The 17744-nt window shown below is 66.5% G+C and carries 17 protein-coding genes; 7 read left to right on the forward strand and 10 right to left on the reverse strand.

The window, feature by feature from the left end; genetic code table 11:
* Positions 1-5: 5 nt before the first annotated feature.
* From ACQ260_RS06645 to ACQ260_RS06655, 3 genes are all read right to left on the reverse strand, one after another.
* Positions 6-107 (reverse strand): 30S ribosomal protein bS22, encoded by a 102-nt coding sequence (locus ACQ260_RS06645; RefSeq protein WP_142093922.1) that lies wholly within the window; start codon positions 105-107, stop codon positions 6-8.
* Positions 108-213: 106 nt separating this feature from the next.
* A complete protein-coding gene (locus tag ACQ260_RS06650; protein ID WP_432558633.1) occupies positions 214-444 on the reverse strand; it encodes a helix-turn-helix domain-containing protein in 231 nt (76 codons plus the stop codon).
* A gap of 122 nt (positions 445-566) precedes the next feature.
* Positions 567-1709: an acetoin utilization protein AcuC gene (locus tag ACQ260_RS06655; protein ID WP_432558634.1), complete on the reverse strand. Its 1143-nt coding sequence runs from the start codon at positions 1707-1709 to the stop codon at positions 567-569.
* 173 nt (positions 1710-1882) lie between these two features.
* Here ACQ260_RS06655 and ACQ260_RS06660 point away from each other — a divergent pair, with 173 nt between their 5' ends.
* Positions 1883-4753 carry a toll/interleukin-1 receptor domain-containing protein gene (locus ACQ260_RS06660; RefSeq protein WP_432558635.1) on the forward strand — a complete coding sequence of 957 codons (2871 nt, stop codon included), beginning with the start codon at positions 1883-1885 and terminating at the stop codon, positions 4751-4753.
* Positions 4740-5741 carry a phosphotransferase family protein gene (locus ACQ260_RS06665; RefSeq protein WP_432558636.1) on the forward strand — a complete coding sequence of 334 codons (1002 nt, stop codon included), beginning with the start codon at positions 4740-4742 and terminating at the stop codon, positions 5739-5741. The genes ACQ260_RS06660 and ACQ260_RS06665 overlap by 14 nt, the downstream gene beginning before the upstream one ends.
* 33 nt (positions 5742-5774) lie before the next feature.
* On the opposite strand, the gene ACQ260_RS06670 is transcribed toward ACQ260_RS06665, so the two are convergent.
* From ACQ260_RS06670 to ACQ260_RS06680, 3 genes are read right to left on the reverse strand one after another with little or no spacing between them, the layout of a single operon-like run.
* Complete coding sequence (locus ACQ260_RS06670; protein WP_432558637.1) at positions 5775-6992, reverse strand: TerC family protein; 1218 nt, start codon at positions 6990-6992, stop codon at positions 5775-5777.
* Between the two features lie 55 nt (positions 6993-7047).
* Complete coding sequence (gene proC, locus ACQ260_RS06675) at positions 7048-7842, reverse strand: pyrroline-5-carboxylate reductase (RefSeq protein WP_432558638.1); 795 nt, start codon at positions 7840-7842, stop codon at positions 7048-7050.
* Positions 7842-8837: an aspartate-semialdehyde dehydrogenase gene (locus ACQ260_RS06680; RefSeq protein WP_432558853.1), complete on the reverse strand. Its 996-nt coding sequence runs from the start codon at positions 8835-8837 to the stop codon at positions 7842-7844. Before ACQ260_RS06680 ends, proC begins: the two co-directional genes overlap by 1 nt.
* A gap of 196 nt (positions 8838-9033) precedes the next feature.
* Here ACQ260_RS06680 and ACQ260_RS06685 point away from each other — a divergent pair, with 196 nt between their 5' ends.
* On the forward strand, positions 9034-10020 hold the full coding sequence (locus ACQ260_RS06685) for a cation diffusion facilitator family transporter (protein ID WP_432558639.1): 987 nt from the start codon (positions 9034-9036) through the stop codon (positions 10018-10020).
* Between the two features lie 8 nt (positions 10021-10028).
* Here ACQ260_RS06685 and ACQ260_RS06690 read toward each other — a convergent pair whose 3' ends face one another.
* The 3 genes from ACQ260_RS06690 to ACQ260_RS06700 form a co-directional block, all read right to left on the reverse strand.
* The gene (locus ACQ260_RS06690; RefSeq protein ID WP_432558640.1) at positions 10029-10826 is read right to left on the reverse strand and encodes a CPBP family intramembrane glutamic endopeptidase; all 798 of its coding nucleotides are present in this window, start codon (positions 10824-10826) and stop codon (positions 10029-10031) included.
* The gene (locus ACQ260_RS06695) at positions 10810-11658 is read right to left on the reverse strand and encodes a sugar phosphate isomerase/epimerase family protein (RefSeq protein ID WP_432558641.1); all 849 of its coding nucleotides are present in this window, start codon (positions 11656-11658) and stop codon (positions 10810-10812) included. Before ACQ260_RS06695 ends, ACQ260_RS06690 begins: the two co-directional genes overlap by 17 nt.
* Positions 11659-11734: 76 nt before the next feature.
* The gene (locus tag ACQ260_RS06700) at positions 11735-12733 is read right to left on the reverse strand and encodes a Ppx/GppA family phosphatase (RefSeq protein WP_432558642.1); all 999 of its coding nucleotides are present in this window, start codon (positions 12731-12733) and stop codon (positions 11735-11737) included.
* A 46-nt stretch (positions 12734-12779) separates the two neighbouring features.
* Between ACQ260_RS06700 and ACQ260_RS06705 the strand changes: the two genes are divergently transcribed.
* From ACQ260_RS06705 to hisC, 3 genes are all read left to right on the forward strand, one after another.
* The gene (locus ACQ260_RS06705) at positions 12780-13565 is read left to right on the forward strand and encodes a DUF3109 family protein (RefSeq protein ID WP_432558643.1); all 786 of its coding nucleotides are present in this window, start codon (positions 12780-12782) and stop codon (positions 13563-13565) included.
* Positions 13566-13654: 89 nt separating this feature from the next.
* Entirely contained in the window at positions 13655-14293 is a 639-nt protein-coding gene (locus tag ACQ260_RS06710; protein WP_432558644.1) for a VOC family protein, read from the forward strand.
* A complete protein-coding gene (hisC, locus tag ACQ260_RS06715) occupies positions 14293-15381 on the forward strand; it encodes a histidinol-phosphate transaminase (protein ID WP_432558645.1) in 1089 nt (362 codons plus the stop codon). The genes ACQ260_RS06710 and hisC overlap by 1 nt, the downstream gene beginning before the upstream one ends.
* 28 nt (positions 15382-15409) lie before the next feature.
* Here the strand turns inward: hisC and ACQ260_RS06720 are convergent, their stop codons facing one another.
* Positions 15410-16231: an SGNH/GDSL hydrolase family protein gene (locus ACQ260_RS06720; RefSeq protein ID WP_432558646.1), complete on the reverse strand. Its 822-nt coding sequence runs from the start codon at positions 16229-16231 to the stop codon at positions 15410-15412.
* An 80-nt stretch (positions 16232-16311) separates the two neighbouring features.
* Between ACQ260_RS06720 and radA the strand changes: the two genes are divergently transcribed.
* Positions 16312-17712, forward strand: a complete 1401-nt coding sequence (radA, locus tag ACQ260_RS06725; protein WP_432558647.1) for a DNA repair protein RadA — start codon at positions 16312-16314, stop codon at positions 17710-17712.
* The last annotated feature ends 32 nt before the right edge of the window (positions 17713-17744 follow it).

Raw genomic sequence — 17744 nt, forward strand, 5'->3', positions numbered from 1 at the left:
GGCCTTTACTTGCCAGCCTTGCGACGCTGGATGCGCGTCCGCTTCAGGAGCTTGCGGTGCTTCTTCTTCGCCATGCGCTTGCGGCGCTTCTTGATGACCGAACCCACAGGTGGTGCCTCTCGAAAATGATTGTGAACGCTGGCGGGAGCCAGCCAAGCACCACAGTCTAGTGCGCGTCGCGACGCGCCGCCAAACGCGATGCGGGGTGGACGTTCAGCCGACGTCGAAGAACGACCCGCGGAGATAGTCGTGGACGGCCTTCTCCGGCACCCGGAAACTGCGGCCGAACCGCACGGCCTCGAGTTTGCCCGAGTGAATCAGGCGATAGACCGACATCTTGGAGACCCGCATGACGGCGGCGACCTCGGCCACCGTCAGGAACTTGACCTCGGCCAAGTCCTCCACCGGCGCCAACTTCCGCCGATCATCCTGGTTCTCAGGCATTGCACGCACCTATCCAGTCGCGCGAACCGCCGGCTTCCCCTCCGGCGTGTTGCACGAGTTGGGAGTGACAGTAGTGGTAAATGGGACCGCTGGAAAGGGCAGCGGCGCGACTGGCCCGGAATTCAGAAGTCCGGGTCGAGGCCGAACTCCGGAAAAGCACTGCGGCGCGTGGCGATGATCGCCTGGTCGAGACGCGAGGAGGGGTTGTAGCCCCAGGTGACCGGCTCGAAGTCCGCCCCCCGCCCGTCTCCCATCGACGCCGGCGCACTGGGCCCCATGAGCTCCCGCCAAGCCGTGGGCGTCGGAGTGTCCAGCGGGATCGGCTGACCGGCCAGGACCGCGAGGAGATGCGCCCAAGCCCGCGGCACAACCGTGTCGAGGGCATAGCCACCGCCACCGGTGGCGACCCACCGGTTCTCGCAGTATTTCTCCGCCAGATCCGCCACCATCACATAGGACTCCCGCTGGCCGTCGATCGACAGGTCGAGGTCCGTCAGGGGGTCATCGGCATGCGCGTCGCAACCGTGCTGGCTGATGAGGATCTGGGGCCGGAACTCCTCCAGGATGGGCGGCACGATGGCATCGAAGGCGCGCAGCCAGCCGGCGTCGTCGAGACCGGGCGGCAGCGCGACGTTGACGGCGCTGCCGGGCGCATCCCGTCCCCCGACCTCACTCGCGAACCCGGTGCCGGGAAACAGGTGCACGGGCGACTCGTGGAGGCTGATCGTGAGCACGTTCGGATCGTCATAGAAGATCGCCTGCACGCCGTCTCCGTGATGGGCGTCGATGTCGAGATAGGCGATCCGTTCGACGCCCTGCTGCTGCAGCCACTTGATGGCGACGGCGCAGTCGTTGTAGACGCAGAAGCCACTCGTCAGCTCCGGCATGGCATGGTGGAGCCCGCCGGACATATTGGCAGCGCGGCTGGTTTCCCCGGCCCAGACGGTCCGCGTGGCCTCGGTGGTTGCAGCGCAGATCCGCGCGGCCACTTCGTGCATGCCGGGCACGACGGGATTGTCCTGCGTCCCGATCCCGTAGTGCAGTTGAGGCTCTTCGGACTTCACCGCGGCAATGTACGCCTCCGAGTGCACCAACCGCACCAAGTCGTCGTCCGCCGCCGGCGCGGGCACCAGGTCCAACAGGTCGAGCACGCCCAGCTGGCGAGCCAGCTCGATGGCCATCCGCACGCGCCCGGGCCCCATGGGATGAGCTTCTCCGAAGTCGTAATGAGTCAGCTCATCGGAGTGCACCAGCCTCGCCCGCATGCTTACCTCCATTGGTTGGCCGCAAGGAAGACCTTACTTCTTGATCGCGACTCCGGGGGCGCCGCCTCCCGCCGCTGACAATAGCCCCGCGGACCTCCCCGGCGCAGTTGGATCAACGTGGGAGCCGGCTCCCGATAGACTGCAGCCAAGTTCGGGGGAAGCACGCGCACGATATGAAGATCTTCTTGAGCTATGGGCACGACGACAAGCCTGCCCTCGTGGCCCGACTGACCAATGATTTGGCAGAGGACCACACGGTCTGGGTCGACGACCAGATCCCCCTCGGCGCGACTTGGGTGACCCAGATCGATCAAGCACTCGACCGAGCGGATGTCGTGATATTCCTCCTCGGCAAGAACTCGGTCCGACCGGACAGTTACTGTTTCGGTGAACTCGCCTATGCCCGCCAGGTCGGCAAGCCCATCCTCGTGGTGTCCGTGGGCGAGGCGGCCGCTCCGAGCATCATCGCGCATGAGCAACGGCTGTCGATGGTCCACTGCGCGACCGAAACAGGCGAAGTCATCGAGCAGACATACCAACCGGCGGTGGCCGAGTTGCGCCGGCAATTGGCGCTGCGCGAGCCTCGCCCTGCTCCTTCGCACGGACCCGGTCTGCCGCTCTATTCGTTCCGTAATTCCGCACGCGTGCGAACTCTGCTCCGAGGCAGCGCAGCCACCGACCATCTCTTCCCGATCGTGGAGGAATGGCTCCGCGGCTGGGCCCCGCACCTTGCCATTCTGGGCAACGCAGGATCCGGCAAGAGCACGGCCGCGGCCGCGATCTACGATCACTATGCAGATCGGGCTGCCATCCACTTCTGCAACTATGCGAACGAGAAGTCGACCGACACGCGCCTGATCCTGCAATCACTGGCGAATCAGATAGCGCAGGCCAACGCCGCCTATCGGAGCTTCGTTCTCGGATCCGTGGATTTCGAGCGTGGCTTGGACATGCTCGCGCCGGACGACCTCTTCGATGCTCTCTTTCTGGCCCCATTCGATGAACTGGAGCTCGCTGATCCCTACCTGCTGATCGTGGACGGGCTCGACGAGTGCCCCGCGGCCGCCCGCGGAAGCCTCAATCAGATCATGCTGCACCGGTTCACGGAGATCGCCGAGTCATGCCGACTCGTCGTGACCTCCCGCAAGGACTCCGAGACCGTGCCCAATCTGTATGCCAGCGGAGCTGAGGTGGTCGATCAGTTCGAGTCGGTGAATGATCCGGCGATGCGGAGTTATGTCGAGACCTTTCTGGCGCACAACGCCATCACCTCGGACGCTGAGTCACTGGCCAACATCATCGAGCAGAGTCAGGGCGACTTCATGTACACGAAGTTCATCCTGGCCGAGCTCAAGATGCGGCGAACCGATGACGTGACCAAGGTCGCGTTCCCCATCGGCATGAAAGGGGTGTGCCAGAGCTATTTCGACCGGATATTTGGCGGCGACTCCGAATACTACGAGAAAGTTGCCACCCCTTTCCTGGAGATCATTTCGGTCGTGGGCACTCCACTGAGCCAGAAGGTCCTGTGCGAAATGCTTGGACTGGAGACCTTGGCATTGAGCAAGATCGTCCGCCGCCTCGACATCTTTCTCGATGTTCGGGAGAACGCCATTACCCTCGGACACAAGAGCATCTATGATTGGCTGCGCTCCATCGAGCTCACCGACCGATATTACATCAGCCTCGCGCGCGGCCTGGAACGCGTCTGCGATTATGTCGCCCATGACTTGCTCACCCCGGATCGGGTCAGCGATTTCACTGCGGAATACGGCCTGCGCCGCTTGGCGGAGGCGAAGCGCTACGAGACCATCGCCCAACTCATGATTCGCTCCGATCCTGAGGTCCGGCCCCTTCTGGCCCGGTTCTTCCTGCAGATGCTGAGCACGAACGACAAGGAATCCCTGGTTCCACTGTTCGCGAGTTACGCCGCGGCGGGAGGCCCAGCCAATATCGTGCTGGCCGAGGCCATCAAGACCTTGTTTCAGTACGAGGAGCGGGACGTCGCCGAGGCGATCGCCGGATGCTTCTCCAGTGGTCCGGACCGAACAGCGGTCGGTCAACTGGTGGCTTTCTATGCGGCCCGCGCAAGGAACGATGACACGGAAGCGATCGTGACCGCAGGCCGGGCCGCCATGGAACTCGTTCCGGACGAGGCCGTACGCCTCGATCTCATGCGTTCGCTGGCTGACGCCTACAGGGAGAAGGGCGACCATCGGGCAGCCACCGAGTTGTACACCGAAGCGTCGGAGAAGGCCGCCCCGCTGGGTCTCACTCTCACGGTCCGTGATTGCCGGGCCGCTTTGATTGACTTGGAATACGTCGTCGGACATCTGCGCAGCGCCCGGCGTTCCCTCGATCTCCTGAAGGCCGAACTGGATTTCGGGGTGCCGAACATCCACTCGTACAAGTACTACCGGCTGCTCGGCAGCATCTTTCACATCACCGGTTCCGAGAACCGGCAGGCGCGGGCAGCGTTTCAGGAGTGCCTTGACATCGCTGACCAGCTTTCGTTCCCGCTCAAAATGATCGAGACGTTCAACAGCCTTGCCGAGGTCCAAACAACTGTCGAGTCCGGTCTGGATTTCGTGCAGCGAGCCCGAGATCTGGCAGCCCGGTCCGATCTGAACAGACTGGAACTCGGCAAGGGCTACTACATCGAGGCCAACCTGTTGCGACGGGCGGGCGCCAACGAGGCCGCCGAGATGTCCGCACGGACGGCACTGACGATTCTCGAGGCCGTTCCCTATGCCTCGGGGTGTGCGCGCGCGCATCTCGCGCTAGGAGCGATTCACGCCGAGCGTGGCGAACACGCTGCGGCTATCGAGTGGTTTCGCAAGGCGAACGCTTACTACGTCCGCGAACAGATCTACCCCTCGTTCCGCGCGGAGGCCTATTCGGGGCTGCTCCGGTCCGCCGCTGCCGAGGGGACTTTGGCGACCCACGTCGGGCAGGACGACTTGGATCAGTTGGACGCGGGTGAGTTCCAGCAGCTCGGGAGAATACGTGACGAGATCCGGGAGTTCATCGATGGCCACCTTTGATCAACTCGACATCCAATCAATGTGCGCCAGCGCCGAACAGGTCTTCCACGGCTTCTACAACATGAACTATCTGGTGCGGATCGCCGGCCGGCCCCGAGTGCTCCGCATTCCTATCCCGGGGGCGCACGCCATGGACATGCGGTTTCTCGATGAGAACGAAGTCCTGCAGCTGATCGAAGGCCTGCCCGGTGTGAATGCTCCGCGCTTGGTTGCAGCCGGCAAACAGGGGAAAACCCGCTATTCGGTCCACTCGTTCTGCGCGGGAGAAGCGATTGAGCAGGACTACCCCGAGTCAGCTGTGGTGCCTGCGTGGGTGGTGTCTCGGTTGGCCTCCACGATGGCTCGAATCCACCAAGTGAAATACCCCGAGCAATTCGCCCGAGCCATGCCGTGGCGAGAGGATCCTGCGGACTTCTACCGACACGTCCACCGTTACAACGCCGACCTCATCACCGCGTGCTGGAACGAGCTGCGAGAGACCTATGACTATCTGGGCATGCCGATGCGGCTGGACCACTACGTTCCGGACCGGTCGCCCGAGGCCCACGACAGCCGTTTCATCCTCGCTCATGCCGATATCCATCGCAAGAACGTCCTCATTGAGCAGACTGAGCAGGAGATCTCGGTGTTGGACTGGGAATTGACCCTGATCGCCCCTGTGGCATATGACGTCTCGATCCACTTCCACAAGATGCGTTACCAGCGGTCACAGGAAGAGGCTTTCCTCGTCGATTACTGCCGGGCAACCGGCGCTGATCAGGACTTCCTGATGGCCCAGGTCGACTTGTATCGCGCAATCGAAGAGGTCAAGTCCGTGGCCGTGGACGCCGTGCGTTATCTGTCGGTCCAACCAACGATCTCCGCCGACGCCAACGTCAGCAATGCACGTCGTTATGCCGGCAAGCTGACGCGGGCGTACCGCCGCTGGGGACAAGACCCCGACGACGTGCCGGTCGCACGGATCGGTGAGGTCTTCAAAGCCTGGTAACTGCGCACTCCCCTGCACCGACCCGATGGACCGTCAGGCGGGATAACGACCGTTGTCCGTGTGCGCCGTCGCCTCGTCGTGGATGGATTTCGCCCGCTCGAACTTCTGCATGAGCTTGTCGTCCGCGCGGTACTCCTCGCGATACTTGTCCGGCAGCAACCGCAGGCTGGCAACGGCACGCACGAGACGGGCGTACGTGATCTCCCGGAAGCGGGGGTCGGTCTCGTAGTCGAGGTCGAGATAGCGATCGACGAAACGGCGAGCGTTCTTGATCGCGGTGAGCGCCTTGCCCTTGGGACTCACCAACGAACCGATGATCGTCACCACGAGGATGCCCAGGATGAACGTCAGCGAGAACCCGATGGACATCTCCCACACCGGCACCGGCTCCCCGTCGTTGATGATCGGGACGTTGTTCTCGTGCAGCGCGTGGAGGATCAGCTTGATGCCGATGAGGCCGAGGATCGCGGCGAGGCCGTAGGACAGATAGACGAGGCGGTCGAGGAGGCCGTCGAGCAGGAAGTACAGCTGCCGCAGACCCATCAGGGAGAACGCCGTGGCCGTGAAGACGATGTAAGTGTTCTGCGTCAGGCCGAAGATCGCCGGGATCGAGTCGAGCGCGAACAGGATGTCGGTGCCGCCGATGGCCACCATCACGAGCAGCATCGGGGTCATGGCCCGCTTGCCGTTCACGCGGGTGAAAAGCTTGTCACCGTCGTAGTGGTCCGTGGTGTGGATGACCTTCTTCGCCATGCGGATGACGATGTTGTTCGCCTCGCTGCTGTCGTCATCATCGTCGTTGTCCGGCTTGAGCAGCTTGCCGGCGGTCACGATCAGGAAAAGCCCGAAGATATAGAACATCCACGAGAACTGGTTGATCAGCGCGGCACCGACGAGAATCATCCCGGTCCGGGCGATCAGCGCGAACACGATGCCGAAGAGCAGGACTTTCTGTTGGTCCGCGGCCGGCACCTTGAACGCGGTGATGATGATCAGGAACACGAAGAGGTTGTCGACGGACAGGGCCTTCTCGGTGATGTATCCGGCGAAATATTCCCCGCCCATTCCCGGGCCGCCGAACAATTGGACGCCGACGCCGAACAGGATGGCGATGCCCACATAGATCGACGACCAGATCGCCGCCTCTTTGAGGGTGGGCGTGTGCGCCTGTCGGACATGGAAGAAAAAATCGAACGCCAGGAGACCGACGATCAGAGCGATCGTGGCGATCCAGACGGTGGTGGAGACCATGCGGACCTCTCAACAGAGGGGGTACGCCTCAGCGCACCCGGACGAAGTGTTGCACTCAGCCCAGCTCGAGCGAACGATCCCTGGCTGCCTCCACGGCAGCCAGGAACGCGGCCCGCACACCATGATCCTCCAGCGCCCGCAACGCGGCCGCCGTCGTCCCACCGGGGGACGTGACGGCCTCGCGCAGCAGCGCTGGATGTTCGCCTGACTCGCGGAGGAGCGCAGCCGAGCCGTACAGCGTCTGCACGGCCAGGTCACGCGCCACCTCTCGGGAGAGGCCCGCATGGACCCCACCTTCGATGAGCGCTTCGGCGACGAGGAACAGATAGGCAGGACCCGAGCCGGAAACCGCGGTCACCGAGTCCTGATGCTTCTCCGCCACGGTGACGACCTGACCGACGGCGCCGAGGATCTCGGTCACCTCAGTCAGGTGTTCGTCGGTGGCGTGTGCCCCTGGGGAGAGGGCGGTGATCCCCTGCCCGACACGGGCGGGGGTGTTGGGCATGGCCCGGATGACCGGTGTGCGCTCGTCAAGACCGCCCTCGAGCGTCTCGAGCGTGACGCCGGCGCAGACGGACAGGACCAGCGCGCCGTCCGCCAACAAGGGCCGCAGCGTCGCGAGCACACCGGTGACATCAGCAGGCTTGACCGCGATGAGCACGGTCCGCGCGTCGGCGACCGCCTCGGCGAGATCGGCCCCGCGCACGTCATAGCGGTCGCGGAGATCCGCCACCCGCTGGGCCCGCTGATCGCAGACCACGATGTCGGTGCCCCCCCAGCCGGCAGCGCGCAACCCGGAGAGAATCGCTTCTCCCATAAGGCCGGCGCCGACGATTGCGAGTCTGGTCATCAGGCCGACTGTTTGGCCAGGTTGGCCGCGACGATCTCAGCGATCTGGATGGTGTTGAGCGCTGCCCCCTTGCGGAGATTGTCGCTGGAGGCGAACAGCACGAGGCCCTTGCCCTCGGGCGCGGCCTGGTCTGCACGGATCCGCCCGACATAGGTGGGGTCGGCGCCCGCCGCGTCGCGCGGTGTGGGGATGTCCATCAGCTCCACACCCTCGGCGCCGGCGAGGATCTCGGTCGCTTCCTCCGGAGTGATCGTGTTGTCGAACTCGGCGTGCACGGCCAGCGAATGGCCGGTGAATACCGGAACCCGGACGCAGGTGCCGGACACGAGCAGGTCGGGCAGGTGCAGGATCTTGCGGGACTCGTTGCGGAGCTTCTGCTCCTCGTCGGTCTCGCCGGTGCCGTCATCGACCAGGGCTCCTGCGATCGGCAGGGCGTTGAAGGCGATGGCCTTGGCATAGGCGCCGGTGTCGGTGACCTCGTCGGCACGACCTGCGAGGGCCAGGCCTTCGAGGTCCTCGGTGGCGCGGACCTGGTCGGCGAACGTGCTGACCTGGGCTGCGCCCGAGCCCGACACGGCCTGATAGGTGGCGACGCGCAGGCGGGACAGGCCGGCCTTCTGCGCCAACGGCTTGAGCACCGGCATGATCGCCATCGTCGTGCAGTTGGGGTTGGCGATGATGCCCTTCGGCGGGTTGACCGTGTCCTCCGGGTTGACCTCGGAGACCACCAGCGGCACCTCGGGATCGAGGCGCCAGCCGGAGGAGTTGTCGATCACGATGGCGCCGGCGGCCGCCACCTTCGGGGCATATTCCATCGAGGTCGTCTTGCCGGCGGAGAAGAGCGCGATGTCGAGACCGGAGAAGTCCGCGGTTGCGGTGTCCTCGACGGTCACCTGTTTGTCGCCGAACTCCAGGGTCTGGCCGGCCGTGCGGGCCGACGCGAAGAAGCGGACCTCATCGATCGGGAAGTTCCGCTGCAACAGCAGGTCCCGCATGACCCTTCCGACCTGACCGGTCGCCCCGAACACACCAATGCGCACGTTGTCTCCATATGAATCATTCGTCGGCGCTCAGTCGGCACCGATTGCTCGTCCAAGGATAGTGCGCCGGCGCGGCGTCTCGAACAACCGTGCCGCCCATGTTTCGGTGGGCCGTGGATCCTCCGGGCGCCGGCCGCACCGAAGTGGGATCATGGACCACGTGTCCGATGCCCCCGTCGCGCGCACCGCGACCGAACCCCGCCCAGTCGACCTGACCCGCTTCGCGTGGCTGTCGATCATGGCTGCCATCGCGACGATCACGCTCAAGGCGGCCGCTTGGCTCATGACCGGTTCAGTCGGTCTGCTGTCCGATGCCGCCGAGTCGGTCGTCAACCTGGTCGCGGCCGTCGTCGCGCTCATGGCCCTGCGCGTTGCCGCGGCACCGGCGAGCGAACGCTTCCCCTATGGCCGCACCAAGGCGGAATATTTCTCGGCCGCGATCGAGGGCCTGATGATCTTGGTCGCCGCCTCGGTGATCATCGTGACTGCCGTGGAGCGGTTCCTCAACCCACGACCGCTGGAGCAGGTCGGAATAGGTCTGGCGATCTCGATCATCGCGTCGGTGATCAACGGTGTGGTCGCCGCCGTGCTGATCCGGGCCGGCACCAAGCACCGCTCCCTGGCGCTCACCGCCGACGGCCGGCATCTCCTGACCGACGTCTGGACCTCGGTCGGCGTGGTCGTGGGCGTGGGACTGGTGTGGATCACCCAGTGGGACCGGCTCGACGCCATCGTGGCGTTCGTGGTCGGCATCAACATCGTGATCACGGGAGTGCGGCTGCTCACGGCGTCCGCCGCCGGGCTCCTCGACGTGACGCTGCCGGACGAGGAGAACCGGGCGATCATCGAGATCCTCGACCGGCGCACCGACGGCCAGGTCGCCTTCCACGGCCTGATGACCCGCGTGGCGGGTCAGCACCGGTTCGCCACGGTGCACGTGCTCGTCCCCTGCGAGTGGACGGTCAAGCGCGGGCACGACTACGTGGATGACCTCGAGGCCGAACTGACGAAGGCCGTCCCGGGGCTGCGCGTGCTCAGCCACCTCGAACCGGATGCCGACCCGCGCTCCTACGAGGACCAGCCGACCGGCGCCATCCAGTTCGACGCGGCTCGGACCGAAGCTCCGGAAGACGACTGAGCCCCGCGTCAGAGCCAGTCGACCCGAGGAGCGACGACGGCGTACCCCACGAAAGCCACCACATCCAGCACGGTGTGGGCGACGACCAACGGCCCCACGCGTTTCCACCGCAGGAACAGCAACCCGAACGCGATACCCATGATGAGGTTGCCGGCAAAGCCGCCGAAGCCCTGGTACAGGTGATAACTCCCACGCACCACGGCAGACACAAGCAGCACGGCGGTCCAGGACCACTGAAGTTGACGCGCCCGAAGAAACAAATAGCCGAGCATCAGCACCTCCTCGAGGATGCCGTTCATCGCGGCGGCGAGGACATACACGGGCACGGTCCACCAGTTGCTCGCCAGGTTCGCCGGAGCGACGGTCGTGTTGATGCCGATCTCGCGAGCCAGGAGATAGAAGCCGAGGCCCGGGATGCCGATCGCGGCGGCCACCGCGAACCCACGCACCAGGTCGCTGCCGAGGCGGGTGCGGTCGAATCCGATGCGTTGCCAGGGGCGTACGCCCGGGTCGTCCGCCGGCCAGGCCCGCGGCCCGGCCGCCAGCATGAGCAGATAGAGCGCGAGCAGCACCGGCACGAGTGGGAAGGCGATGTTCGCGAGCTGATAGGCCAGATCGAGCCAGGGACGGTCCGGGGTCGCCGAGGTGTTCATCTGCGTCGTCTGCGCAGAGAGCGGCTCGGGTCGGGTCAGGCGCTCGATGATGCGCAGCAGCGAATAGACCGCGGACTGGCCCAGCGACACCCCCAGGACCAGCAAGATCTCCAAGCCCCAGCGGGGACGGGCCCGCTCAGTCGTCCGTGCCACCGCTCGCCCGCGCGCGCTCGGTGGCGGCGAGGTGGGTGCGGGTGAAGACGAGGGCCTCGTAGAGGTCCTGCTCGCGCTCGTCCCGCGTCTTCGCCCCGCGGGTGTTGATTTCGAGGATGACATCGCCGCCGTAGCCCGACTGACCGAGGTAGTGCAGCAGCTCGTCGGCCTGCTGGTCGCCGCGGCCGGGCACGAGGTGCTCGTCCATGAACGAGCCGGTGCCGTCGGTGAGATGCACGTGCTTCAGCCGCGAGCCCCATTCCTTGGCGAGGTCGAGCGAGCTCTGCTTGGACGTCGAGGCGTGCGAAAGATCGAGCGTGAGGTGATCGTAGTCGAGTTCGGTGGGGTCCCAGTCCGGGAGGTACGCCTTGAACTCGCCCCGGGGCGCACGCCACGGATACATGTTTTCCAGGCAGAACGTGATGCCCGTGGTCTCCGTCAACCGGGTGATGCCGGCGATGAAGTTCTTGGCATAGGAACCCTGCCACCGAAACGGCGGATGCACGACCACCGTCGGCGCACCGAGCTGCAGCGCTGCGCGCGCGGACCGCTCGAGCTTCTCCCACGGGTCGGTCCCCCACACCCGGGGCAGCAGCAACAGCGTCGGCGCATGCACCGAGACCACCGGGATCTGGTGGTGGTCGCGCAGCCGCTGCACGGCGTCCACGTCCGTGGACAGGGCATCCGTGCCCACCATGATCTCAACGGCGTCATAACCCAGCCGACCCGCCCATTCGAACGCCGCAGACGTCGTCTCGGGATAGACCGCAGACGTGCTGAGCGCGACGCGCGGAGCGGGCGCAGGGGTGTTGTCGTCGCGTTCGGGAATCACCTCGTTCACCCTACCCGCAGGCGTGGGAACGCGGCGAGAGCAAAGGGCACCGGAAAAGCCCCCGCACGGACCGCACTCACACCTCGAGCGCCGCGGCGCCCGGGTCGTCCGTCTGCAGCCGCATGCGCTGCCCGATCTTGCGGGCCTTGATCGACCCCGACTCGAAATATTCGAGGTGGTCGAGATAGTTCAGGATGATCCCCTCGCGCAGCGCCCACGGGCACAGCTCGAGTTCGTCCACACCGGCGAGGTCCATGACCGACTCGGCGACGACGGCGCCGGCGAGCAACTGCGGAGCCCGGCCCACGGAGACGCCTGCCAGTTCGGACCGCTTGTCGACCGGCATCTCGACGATCGTCTCGATCGCTTCGGTGAGCTTGTCCTTGGTGAGGACCCGACGCACGAACACCCCCTCGGCCGACGGCGCTGCACCGGTGATCCGGCCGAGCATCTTGAAGGTCTTGGAGGTTGCGACGGCCCGGTCATAGGGGCCGCGGCGCAGCACCTCCCCGATGACGGAGCCGATCTCGGCACGTGCGAACCGCCGAATCCCGGTCACATCCGTCGGACCGAACTCGCGCGCCATGCGCACCGCGCCGACCGGGATCGAAAGCGCCACCTCGGGCTCTTCGTCGCGGCCGCAGGACAGCTCGACCGAACCACCGCCGATGTCGAACACGCTCAGGGCACCGGCGGACCAGCCGAACCACCGCCGGGCGGCGAGGAACGTGCCGCGCGCTTCATCGGTCCCGGACAACACCCGCAGCTCGACCCCGGTCGCGTCTTTGCATTCGGCGATCACCTGGTCGCAGTTGCCGGCCTCCCGCAGCGCCGAGGTCACGAACGGCAGCACCTTGGAGCACCCCGAGTCCTCCGCGAACACGCGTGACGACTCGACCATGCTGATGAGGGACTCAATGCCCTTCCGGCTCATGGTGCCGTCGTCCTGCAGGTGTTCGGCGAGCCTCAGCTCCCGTTTGTGGGACGCCGCGGGAATGGGCGCACCACCTACTCGCGCGTCCACCACCAGCAGGTGAACCGTGTTGGATCCGATGTCGAGAACTCCGAGTCGCACGGTCGAAAATGTACCTCTGCCCACTCCGAGACTCATACTGATCCGCATGCCTGAGATCCTCACGCCCTTCGCCCGCACATTCGTCGAGTTCCCCGACCCCGATGGCGCCGAGCAGGTTTTCCGCTGTGATCTGACCTGGCTGACCTCGCGGTGGCGATGCCTGTTCGGGCAGGGCTGCCCCGGGATCTATGCCGACCGGCCGGACGACGGGTGTTGCACGCACGGCGCGCACTTCGCCGACGCGGACGACGAACGGCGGGTCGGAGCTGCCGCCGAGCGGTTGACTCCGGAGACCTGGGAGCACGCCGACGCGGCGGCCGCCGACGGGTGGGCGGAATTGGAGGCTGCGGAGCATCTCGCCAAGGGGGAGACCCCGGACCGCAAGACCCGGGTGATCGACGGCGCGTGCATCTTTCTGAACCGTGTGGGGTTCGCCGGCGGCTACGGCTGCGCGTTGCATGCGCTGGCGGTGCGCGAGGGCAAGCCGATCACCGAGACCAAGCCGGACGTGTGCTGGCAGTTGCCGATCCGGCGGCAGTATCGGCATGTGGATCGTGGGGACGGCACCACCTATCTGGAGGTGACGATCGGAGAGTACGTCCGCGCCGGCTGGGGCTCGGGTGGTCACGATCTCGACTGGTACTGCACCTCCAACACCGACGCCCACACCGCCGCGGAGCCGGTCTATCGAACGAATGCGGCGGAGTTGACCGAGTTGATCGGTGCGGCCGCGTACGCAGAACTGGTCACCCACTGCGAGGAGTTCGAGGCGTCGGGCCGAACGACCGGCCACCCGGCGTCCCAGCCACGGATGACCACGACCACGCGCTGAGGAGACGGCAGTTGTTATCACGCAGAGGTTTCATCGCCCCCACACCCCCCGGATTCGGGCGCAACGGCCAGAGGGGTCAGAATAAGGCCATGCACGTCGACCATCTTGTTTTTGCCGCTGGGCCGGAGGGGTTGCGAGGAACCGCCGACCAGCTGAGCGCCGCCCTGGGCGCAGACTCCCGGGATGGCGGCTTCCACCCTCGGTTCGGCACGCGCAACCGACTGATCCCCCTGGCCGACGATCGCTACATCGAAATCGTCGAGGTGCTGGAGCACCCGGTCGCTGACAAGGCGCCGTTCGGCCAAGTCGTCCGCGCCCGCTCCGAAGCCGGTGGCGGTTGGCTGGGCTGGGCGATCTCCGTGGACGATCTTTCGGGACTGGAGCGCCGACTCGGCCGTCCCGCCGTGGACGGCAGTCGCCACTTTCCCGATGGCAGGCTGCTGGAGTGGAAGCAGATCGGTGTCCGTGGCACGCAGGCCGACCCGCAGCTCCCGTTCTTCATCCAGTGGATCAGCGACGAATCCGTCCTGCCGAAGGCGCTGGAGGGGTCGGTCCAACTGATCCGGCTGGAGATCGCCGGTGACCGCGGCCGCCTGGAGGAATGGCTCGGGTGCCGGGCCGACATGCTGGGCAATCTCGATTTCGAGATCGAGTGGATCGCGCCGCACGGCACCCCCGGCATCACGGCCGCACACTTCCGGACCGCCCAGGGCGAGGTTCGCATCTGATGGCAGTGCCGATCAGGGCAGCGGTGGCCGCGCTGCCTGCGTACAAGCCCGGGAAACCCGCCGCCACGGGCGACGGCACGTTCAAGCTCTCCAGCAACGAGAACCCCTTCCCGCCCCTGCCCGAGGTGCTGGCTGCCGTCCAGGATGCCTGCACGGGGATGAACCGCTATCCCGACATGGGCAACTCCGCAGCGCTGGCGGCCCTGGCGAATTTCCTGACGACCGACGCCGTGCCCGTCGTCGAGGACAACCTCTCGTTCGGCACCGGATCCGTCGCGGTGCTCTATCACCTGCTGCAGGCAGTGTGCGAGCCCGGCGATGAGGTGATCTATGCGTGGCGCAGCTTCGAGGCCTATCCGATCGCTGTCCAGGTGTGCGGAGCCGTGCCCGTGGAGGTGCCCCTGCGCGCCGACGCGACCCACGATCTCGACGCGATGCTGGCCGCGATCACCCCGCGCACGCGCGCGATCCTCGTGTGCACCCCGAACAACCCGACGGGCCCCGCGGTCGGTCACGAGGAGTTGCAGGCCTTCATCGACGCGGTCCCGGAGCACATCCTGGTGGCGGTCGATGAGGCGTATGTCGAGTTCATCACCGACCCCGCCGCCGCCCGCGGGCTCGAGCTGTGGCAAGACCGGCCGAACGTGTCGGTTCTCCGGACGTTCTCGAAGGCCTATGGGTTGGCGGGTTTCCGGGTGGGGTACGCGGTCGCAGAGCCGGCCCTCACCGCCGCCGTGCGCGCGGTGTCCCTGCCGTTCGGGGTCTCCGTGCCCGCGCAGGCCGCGGTGATCGCCGCGCTGGCGGCGCACGACCGGCTGCTGGCGCAGGTCGCCGAGCTCGTGCGCGAGCGGGACGCATTGGCGGCTGGGCTGGCCGACCTGGGCTTCGAACTGCCGGACACCCAGGCGAACTTCGTGTGGTTCGGTGCCCGCGAGCGCACCGCGGACTTCGCGGCCGAGTTCACAAAGGCAGGACTGATGGTGCGGCCCTATATCGCCGGCGGCCCGTGGGACGGCGTCCGAGTGACGGTCGGCGAACCGGAGGCCAATGCGCGCGTGCTGGATGTGGCACGCCGGCTGCGCGGCTGATCCGGCCGCCCCGGAGTGAGTCGGCGCCTCAGCCGAGCGCCTCGACGACGGCATCGCGCCACACCTCGGAACCGCGATCGTTGGGGTTGATCCGATCGGGCCCGAGCAGGTCGACCAGCGGTTCGGGCGCCTCGCGGAACGCCTCGAACACATCGATGAACGGCAGGTCGTTCTGCTGAGCCCATTCGAGCGTGGCCCGGACACGGGCGCGCTGGCCGGCCGCGCCGGCTCCCTGCTGCGGGTTCTGCGCCATGACCAGCACCATGGCGCTCACCGGCAGAGCGGCGCGAAAGGCATCCAGCTCGCCCGCGAGCTGAGCGATGTCCTCGCTGTGGCCGAAGCTGAGGATGACCAGATCGACGTCCTCGGGAACGAGCGAGTCCGCGTCCGCGGTCGCAGTGGCGATCCGGCCCGGCCGGTCGCTGGCGTTGAGAATTTCGATGGGGACTCCGGTTCCGGTGCCGAGCCGGCGGGCTGCAGCGTACTCCCCGCCACTCCCCCGCACCGCCAGCGTCACCGGTCGCCGGGCTGCGAGTTCTTGGGCCCAGAGGGTCACCCAGCGTGTCTCACCGGAGACACCGTCGTCGAGGCCGGTCGCATCACCGAGAACGAGGATCTTGGTCGGCCGGTCACCGGCGAGCTGTGCATGGATGTTCGCGAGGCTGCTCCGGCGGGGCGCAGGTTCGGCGGAGCTCGGCTCGGTCACCACCGCCTCGGCAACGCTGACGGCTCCGGACGGTCCGGCAGCACCATCGACGGGCCGCACGTTGAGGAAGGACAGGACCACCAGCACCACCGTCGCCACGGCCAAGACTGCCAGACCGACCAGTGACCAGGGTTTCCGCTGCATGGCCCCGAATGCTAGTGCCGCGGATTCACCGGAACCGAGCCCGGACGAAAATGTCCGAGGCCCGGATTAGGGTTCCGCACATGGCGCGATCATCGAAGGGTTCCTCCTATCGCTGCAGTGAATGCGGCTGGACGACGGCGAAGTGGGTGGGCCGGTGCGGTGAGTGCCAGACGTGGGGTTCGGTGAGTGAGCAGGGGGCGCCGAAAGTACGCGAGGTCGCTGCCCACGCACCCACCACGCGAGCGGTCCCCATTGCCTCGGTCGCGGCGGAGCTGTCCACCCGCGACCTGACCGGCGTCGCCGAACTGGATCGGGTGCTGGGTGGGGGCCTGGTGCCGGGCGCGGTGGTTCTGCTGGCCGGTGAGCCCGGGGTGGGCAAGTCCACCCTGCTCCTGGAGGTTGCGGCGCGCTGGGCGAGCACCGGCCGGCGCACTCTCTATGTCACCGGCGAGGAATCCGCAGCCCAGGTGCGTCTGCGTGCGGGCCGCACGGGCGCCCTGGCGGATGAGTTGTTCCTCGCCGCGGAGACGGATCTCGGGACCATCCTCGGTCACGTCGACGACATCGACCCGACCCTGCTGGTGCTCGACTCGGTCCAGACGGTGACCACGGCGGAAGCCGATGGGGCAGCCGGCGGGGTGAGCCAGGTCCGCGAGACCACGGGCGCGCTCGTGCGGGTCGCCAAACGCACCGGCATGGCGGTCGTGATCGTCGGGCACGTGACGAAGGAGGGCACGATCGCAGGTCCGCGGACGATGGAGCATCTCGTCGATGTCGTGCTCAATTTCGAGGGCGATCGCCATTCCGGATTCCGCATGGTCCGGGCGACGAAGAACCGATTCGGTCCCGCCGACGAAGTGGGGTGCTTCGAGATGGGCGAGGAGGGCATCGTCGAGGTGCCCGACCCGTCCGGGCTGTTCACGTCGGAACACGCGGAGGCCGTGCCGGGGACCTGTCTGACCGTGACGATGGAGGGCCGGCGGCCGCTGCTCGCCGAGATCCAGGCGCTGGTGGTTGCGTCGCCCGCACAACAGAATCCGCGCCGGATCAGCCAGGGTTTCGAGAACGCGCGCTCGACGATGCTGACCGCCGTCCTGCAGCGTCGGGCCCGGGTGCGGTTGAGCGAGCGCGACATCTATGTCTCGACCGTTGGCGGAGCGCGGATCTTCGATCCTGCCGCCGATCTCGCCTGTGCGTTGGCTATCGCTTCGGCAGCCACGGACCAGCCGGTGATGGGACCGGCCGGCCGCAGTCGCCTGGTCGCGATCGGTGAGGTGGGCCTGGCCGGGGAGTTGCGTCGGGTGCCGGGGCTCGAGCGACGCATCGCAGAAGCCGCGCGCCTGGGGTTCGACACGGCGATCGTGCCGGCCGAGCGCGGGACCGAGCCCCGCCGCCGTTCGGTCCGCGGCCTGCGTGTGGTCGAGTGCACGACCCTGCCCCATGCCCTGGCCGAGGCACTGAGCCCCAAGGGGGTTGCATAATGGGCGCGACCGACCAGTCAGGAGCAGCGATC

Source organism: Ammonicoccus luteus, assembly GCF_050880385.1.
GTDB lineage: Bacteria > Actinomycetota > Actinomycetes > Propionibacteriales > Propionibacteriaceae > Enemella.

Coding starts and splice junctions, on each gene's coding strand:
- hisC (WP_432558645.1), top strand. CDS start 14,293: ATGGCAGTGCCGATCAGGGCAGCGGTGGCCGCGCTGCCTGCGTACAAG.
- ACQ260_RS06720 (WP_432558646.1), bottom strand. CDS start 16,231: ATGCAGCGGAAACCCTGGTCACTGGTCGGTCTGGCAGTCTTGGCCGTG.
- ACQ260_RS06680 (WP_432558853.1), bottom strand. CDS start 8,837: ATGCGGGACCTGCTGTTGCAGCGGAACTTCCCGATCGATGAGGTCCGC.
- ACQ260_RS06705 (WP_432558643.1), top strand. CDS start 12,780: ATGCCTGAGATCCTCACGCCCTTCGCCCGCACATTCGTCGAGTTCCCC.
- ACQ260_RS06650 (WP_432558633.1), bottom strand. CDS start 444: ATGCCTGAGAACCAGGATGATCGGCGGAAGTTGGCGCCGGTGGAGGAC.
- ACQ260_RS06670 (WP_432558637.1), bottom strand. CDS start 6,992: ATGGTCTCCACCACCGTCTGGATCGCCACGATCGCTCTGATCGTCGGT.
- ACQ260_RS06655 (WP_432558634.1), bottom strand. CDS start 1,709: ATGCGGGCGAGGCTGGTGCACTCCGATGAGCTGACTCATTACGACTTC.
- radA (WP_432558647.1), top strand. CDS start 16,312: ATGGCGCGATCATCGAAGGGTTCCTCCTATCGCTGCAGTGAATGCGGC.
- ACQ260_RS06660 (WP_432558635.1), top strand. CDS start 1,883: ATGAAGATCTTCTTGAGCTATGGGCACGACGACAAGCCTGCCCTCGTG.
- ACQ260_RS06710 (WP_432558644.1), top strand. CDS start 13,655: ATGCACGTCGACCATCTTGTTTTTGCCGCTGGGCCGGAGGGGTTGCGA.
- proC (WP_432558638.1), bottom strand. CDS start 7,842: ATGACCAGACTCGCAATCGTCGGCGCCGGCCTTATGGGAGAAGCGATT.
- ACQ260_RS06665 (WP_432558636.1), top strand. CDS start 4,740: ATGGCCACCTTTGATCAACTCGACATCCAATCAATGTGCGCCAGCGCC.
- ACQ260_RS06685 (WP_432558639.1), top strand. CDS start 9,034: ATGGACCACGTGTCCGATGCCCCCGTCGCGCGCACCGCGACCGAACCC.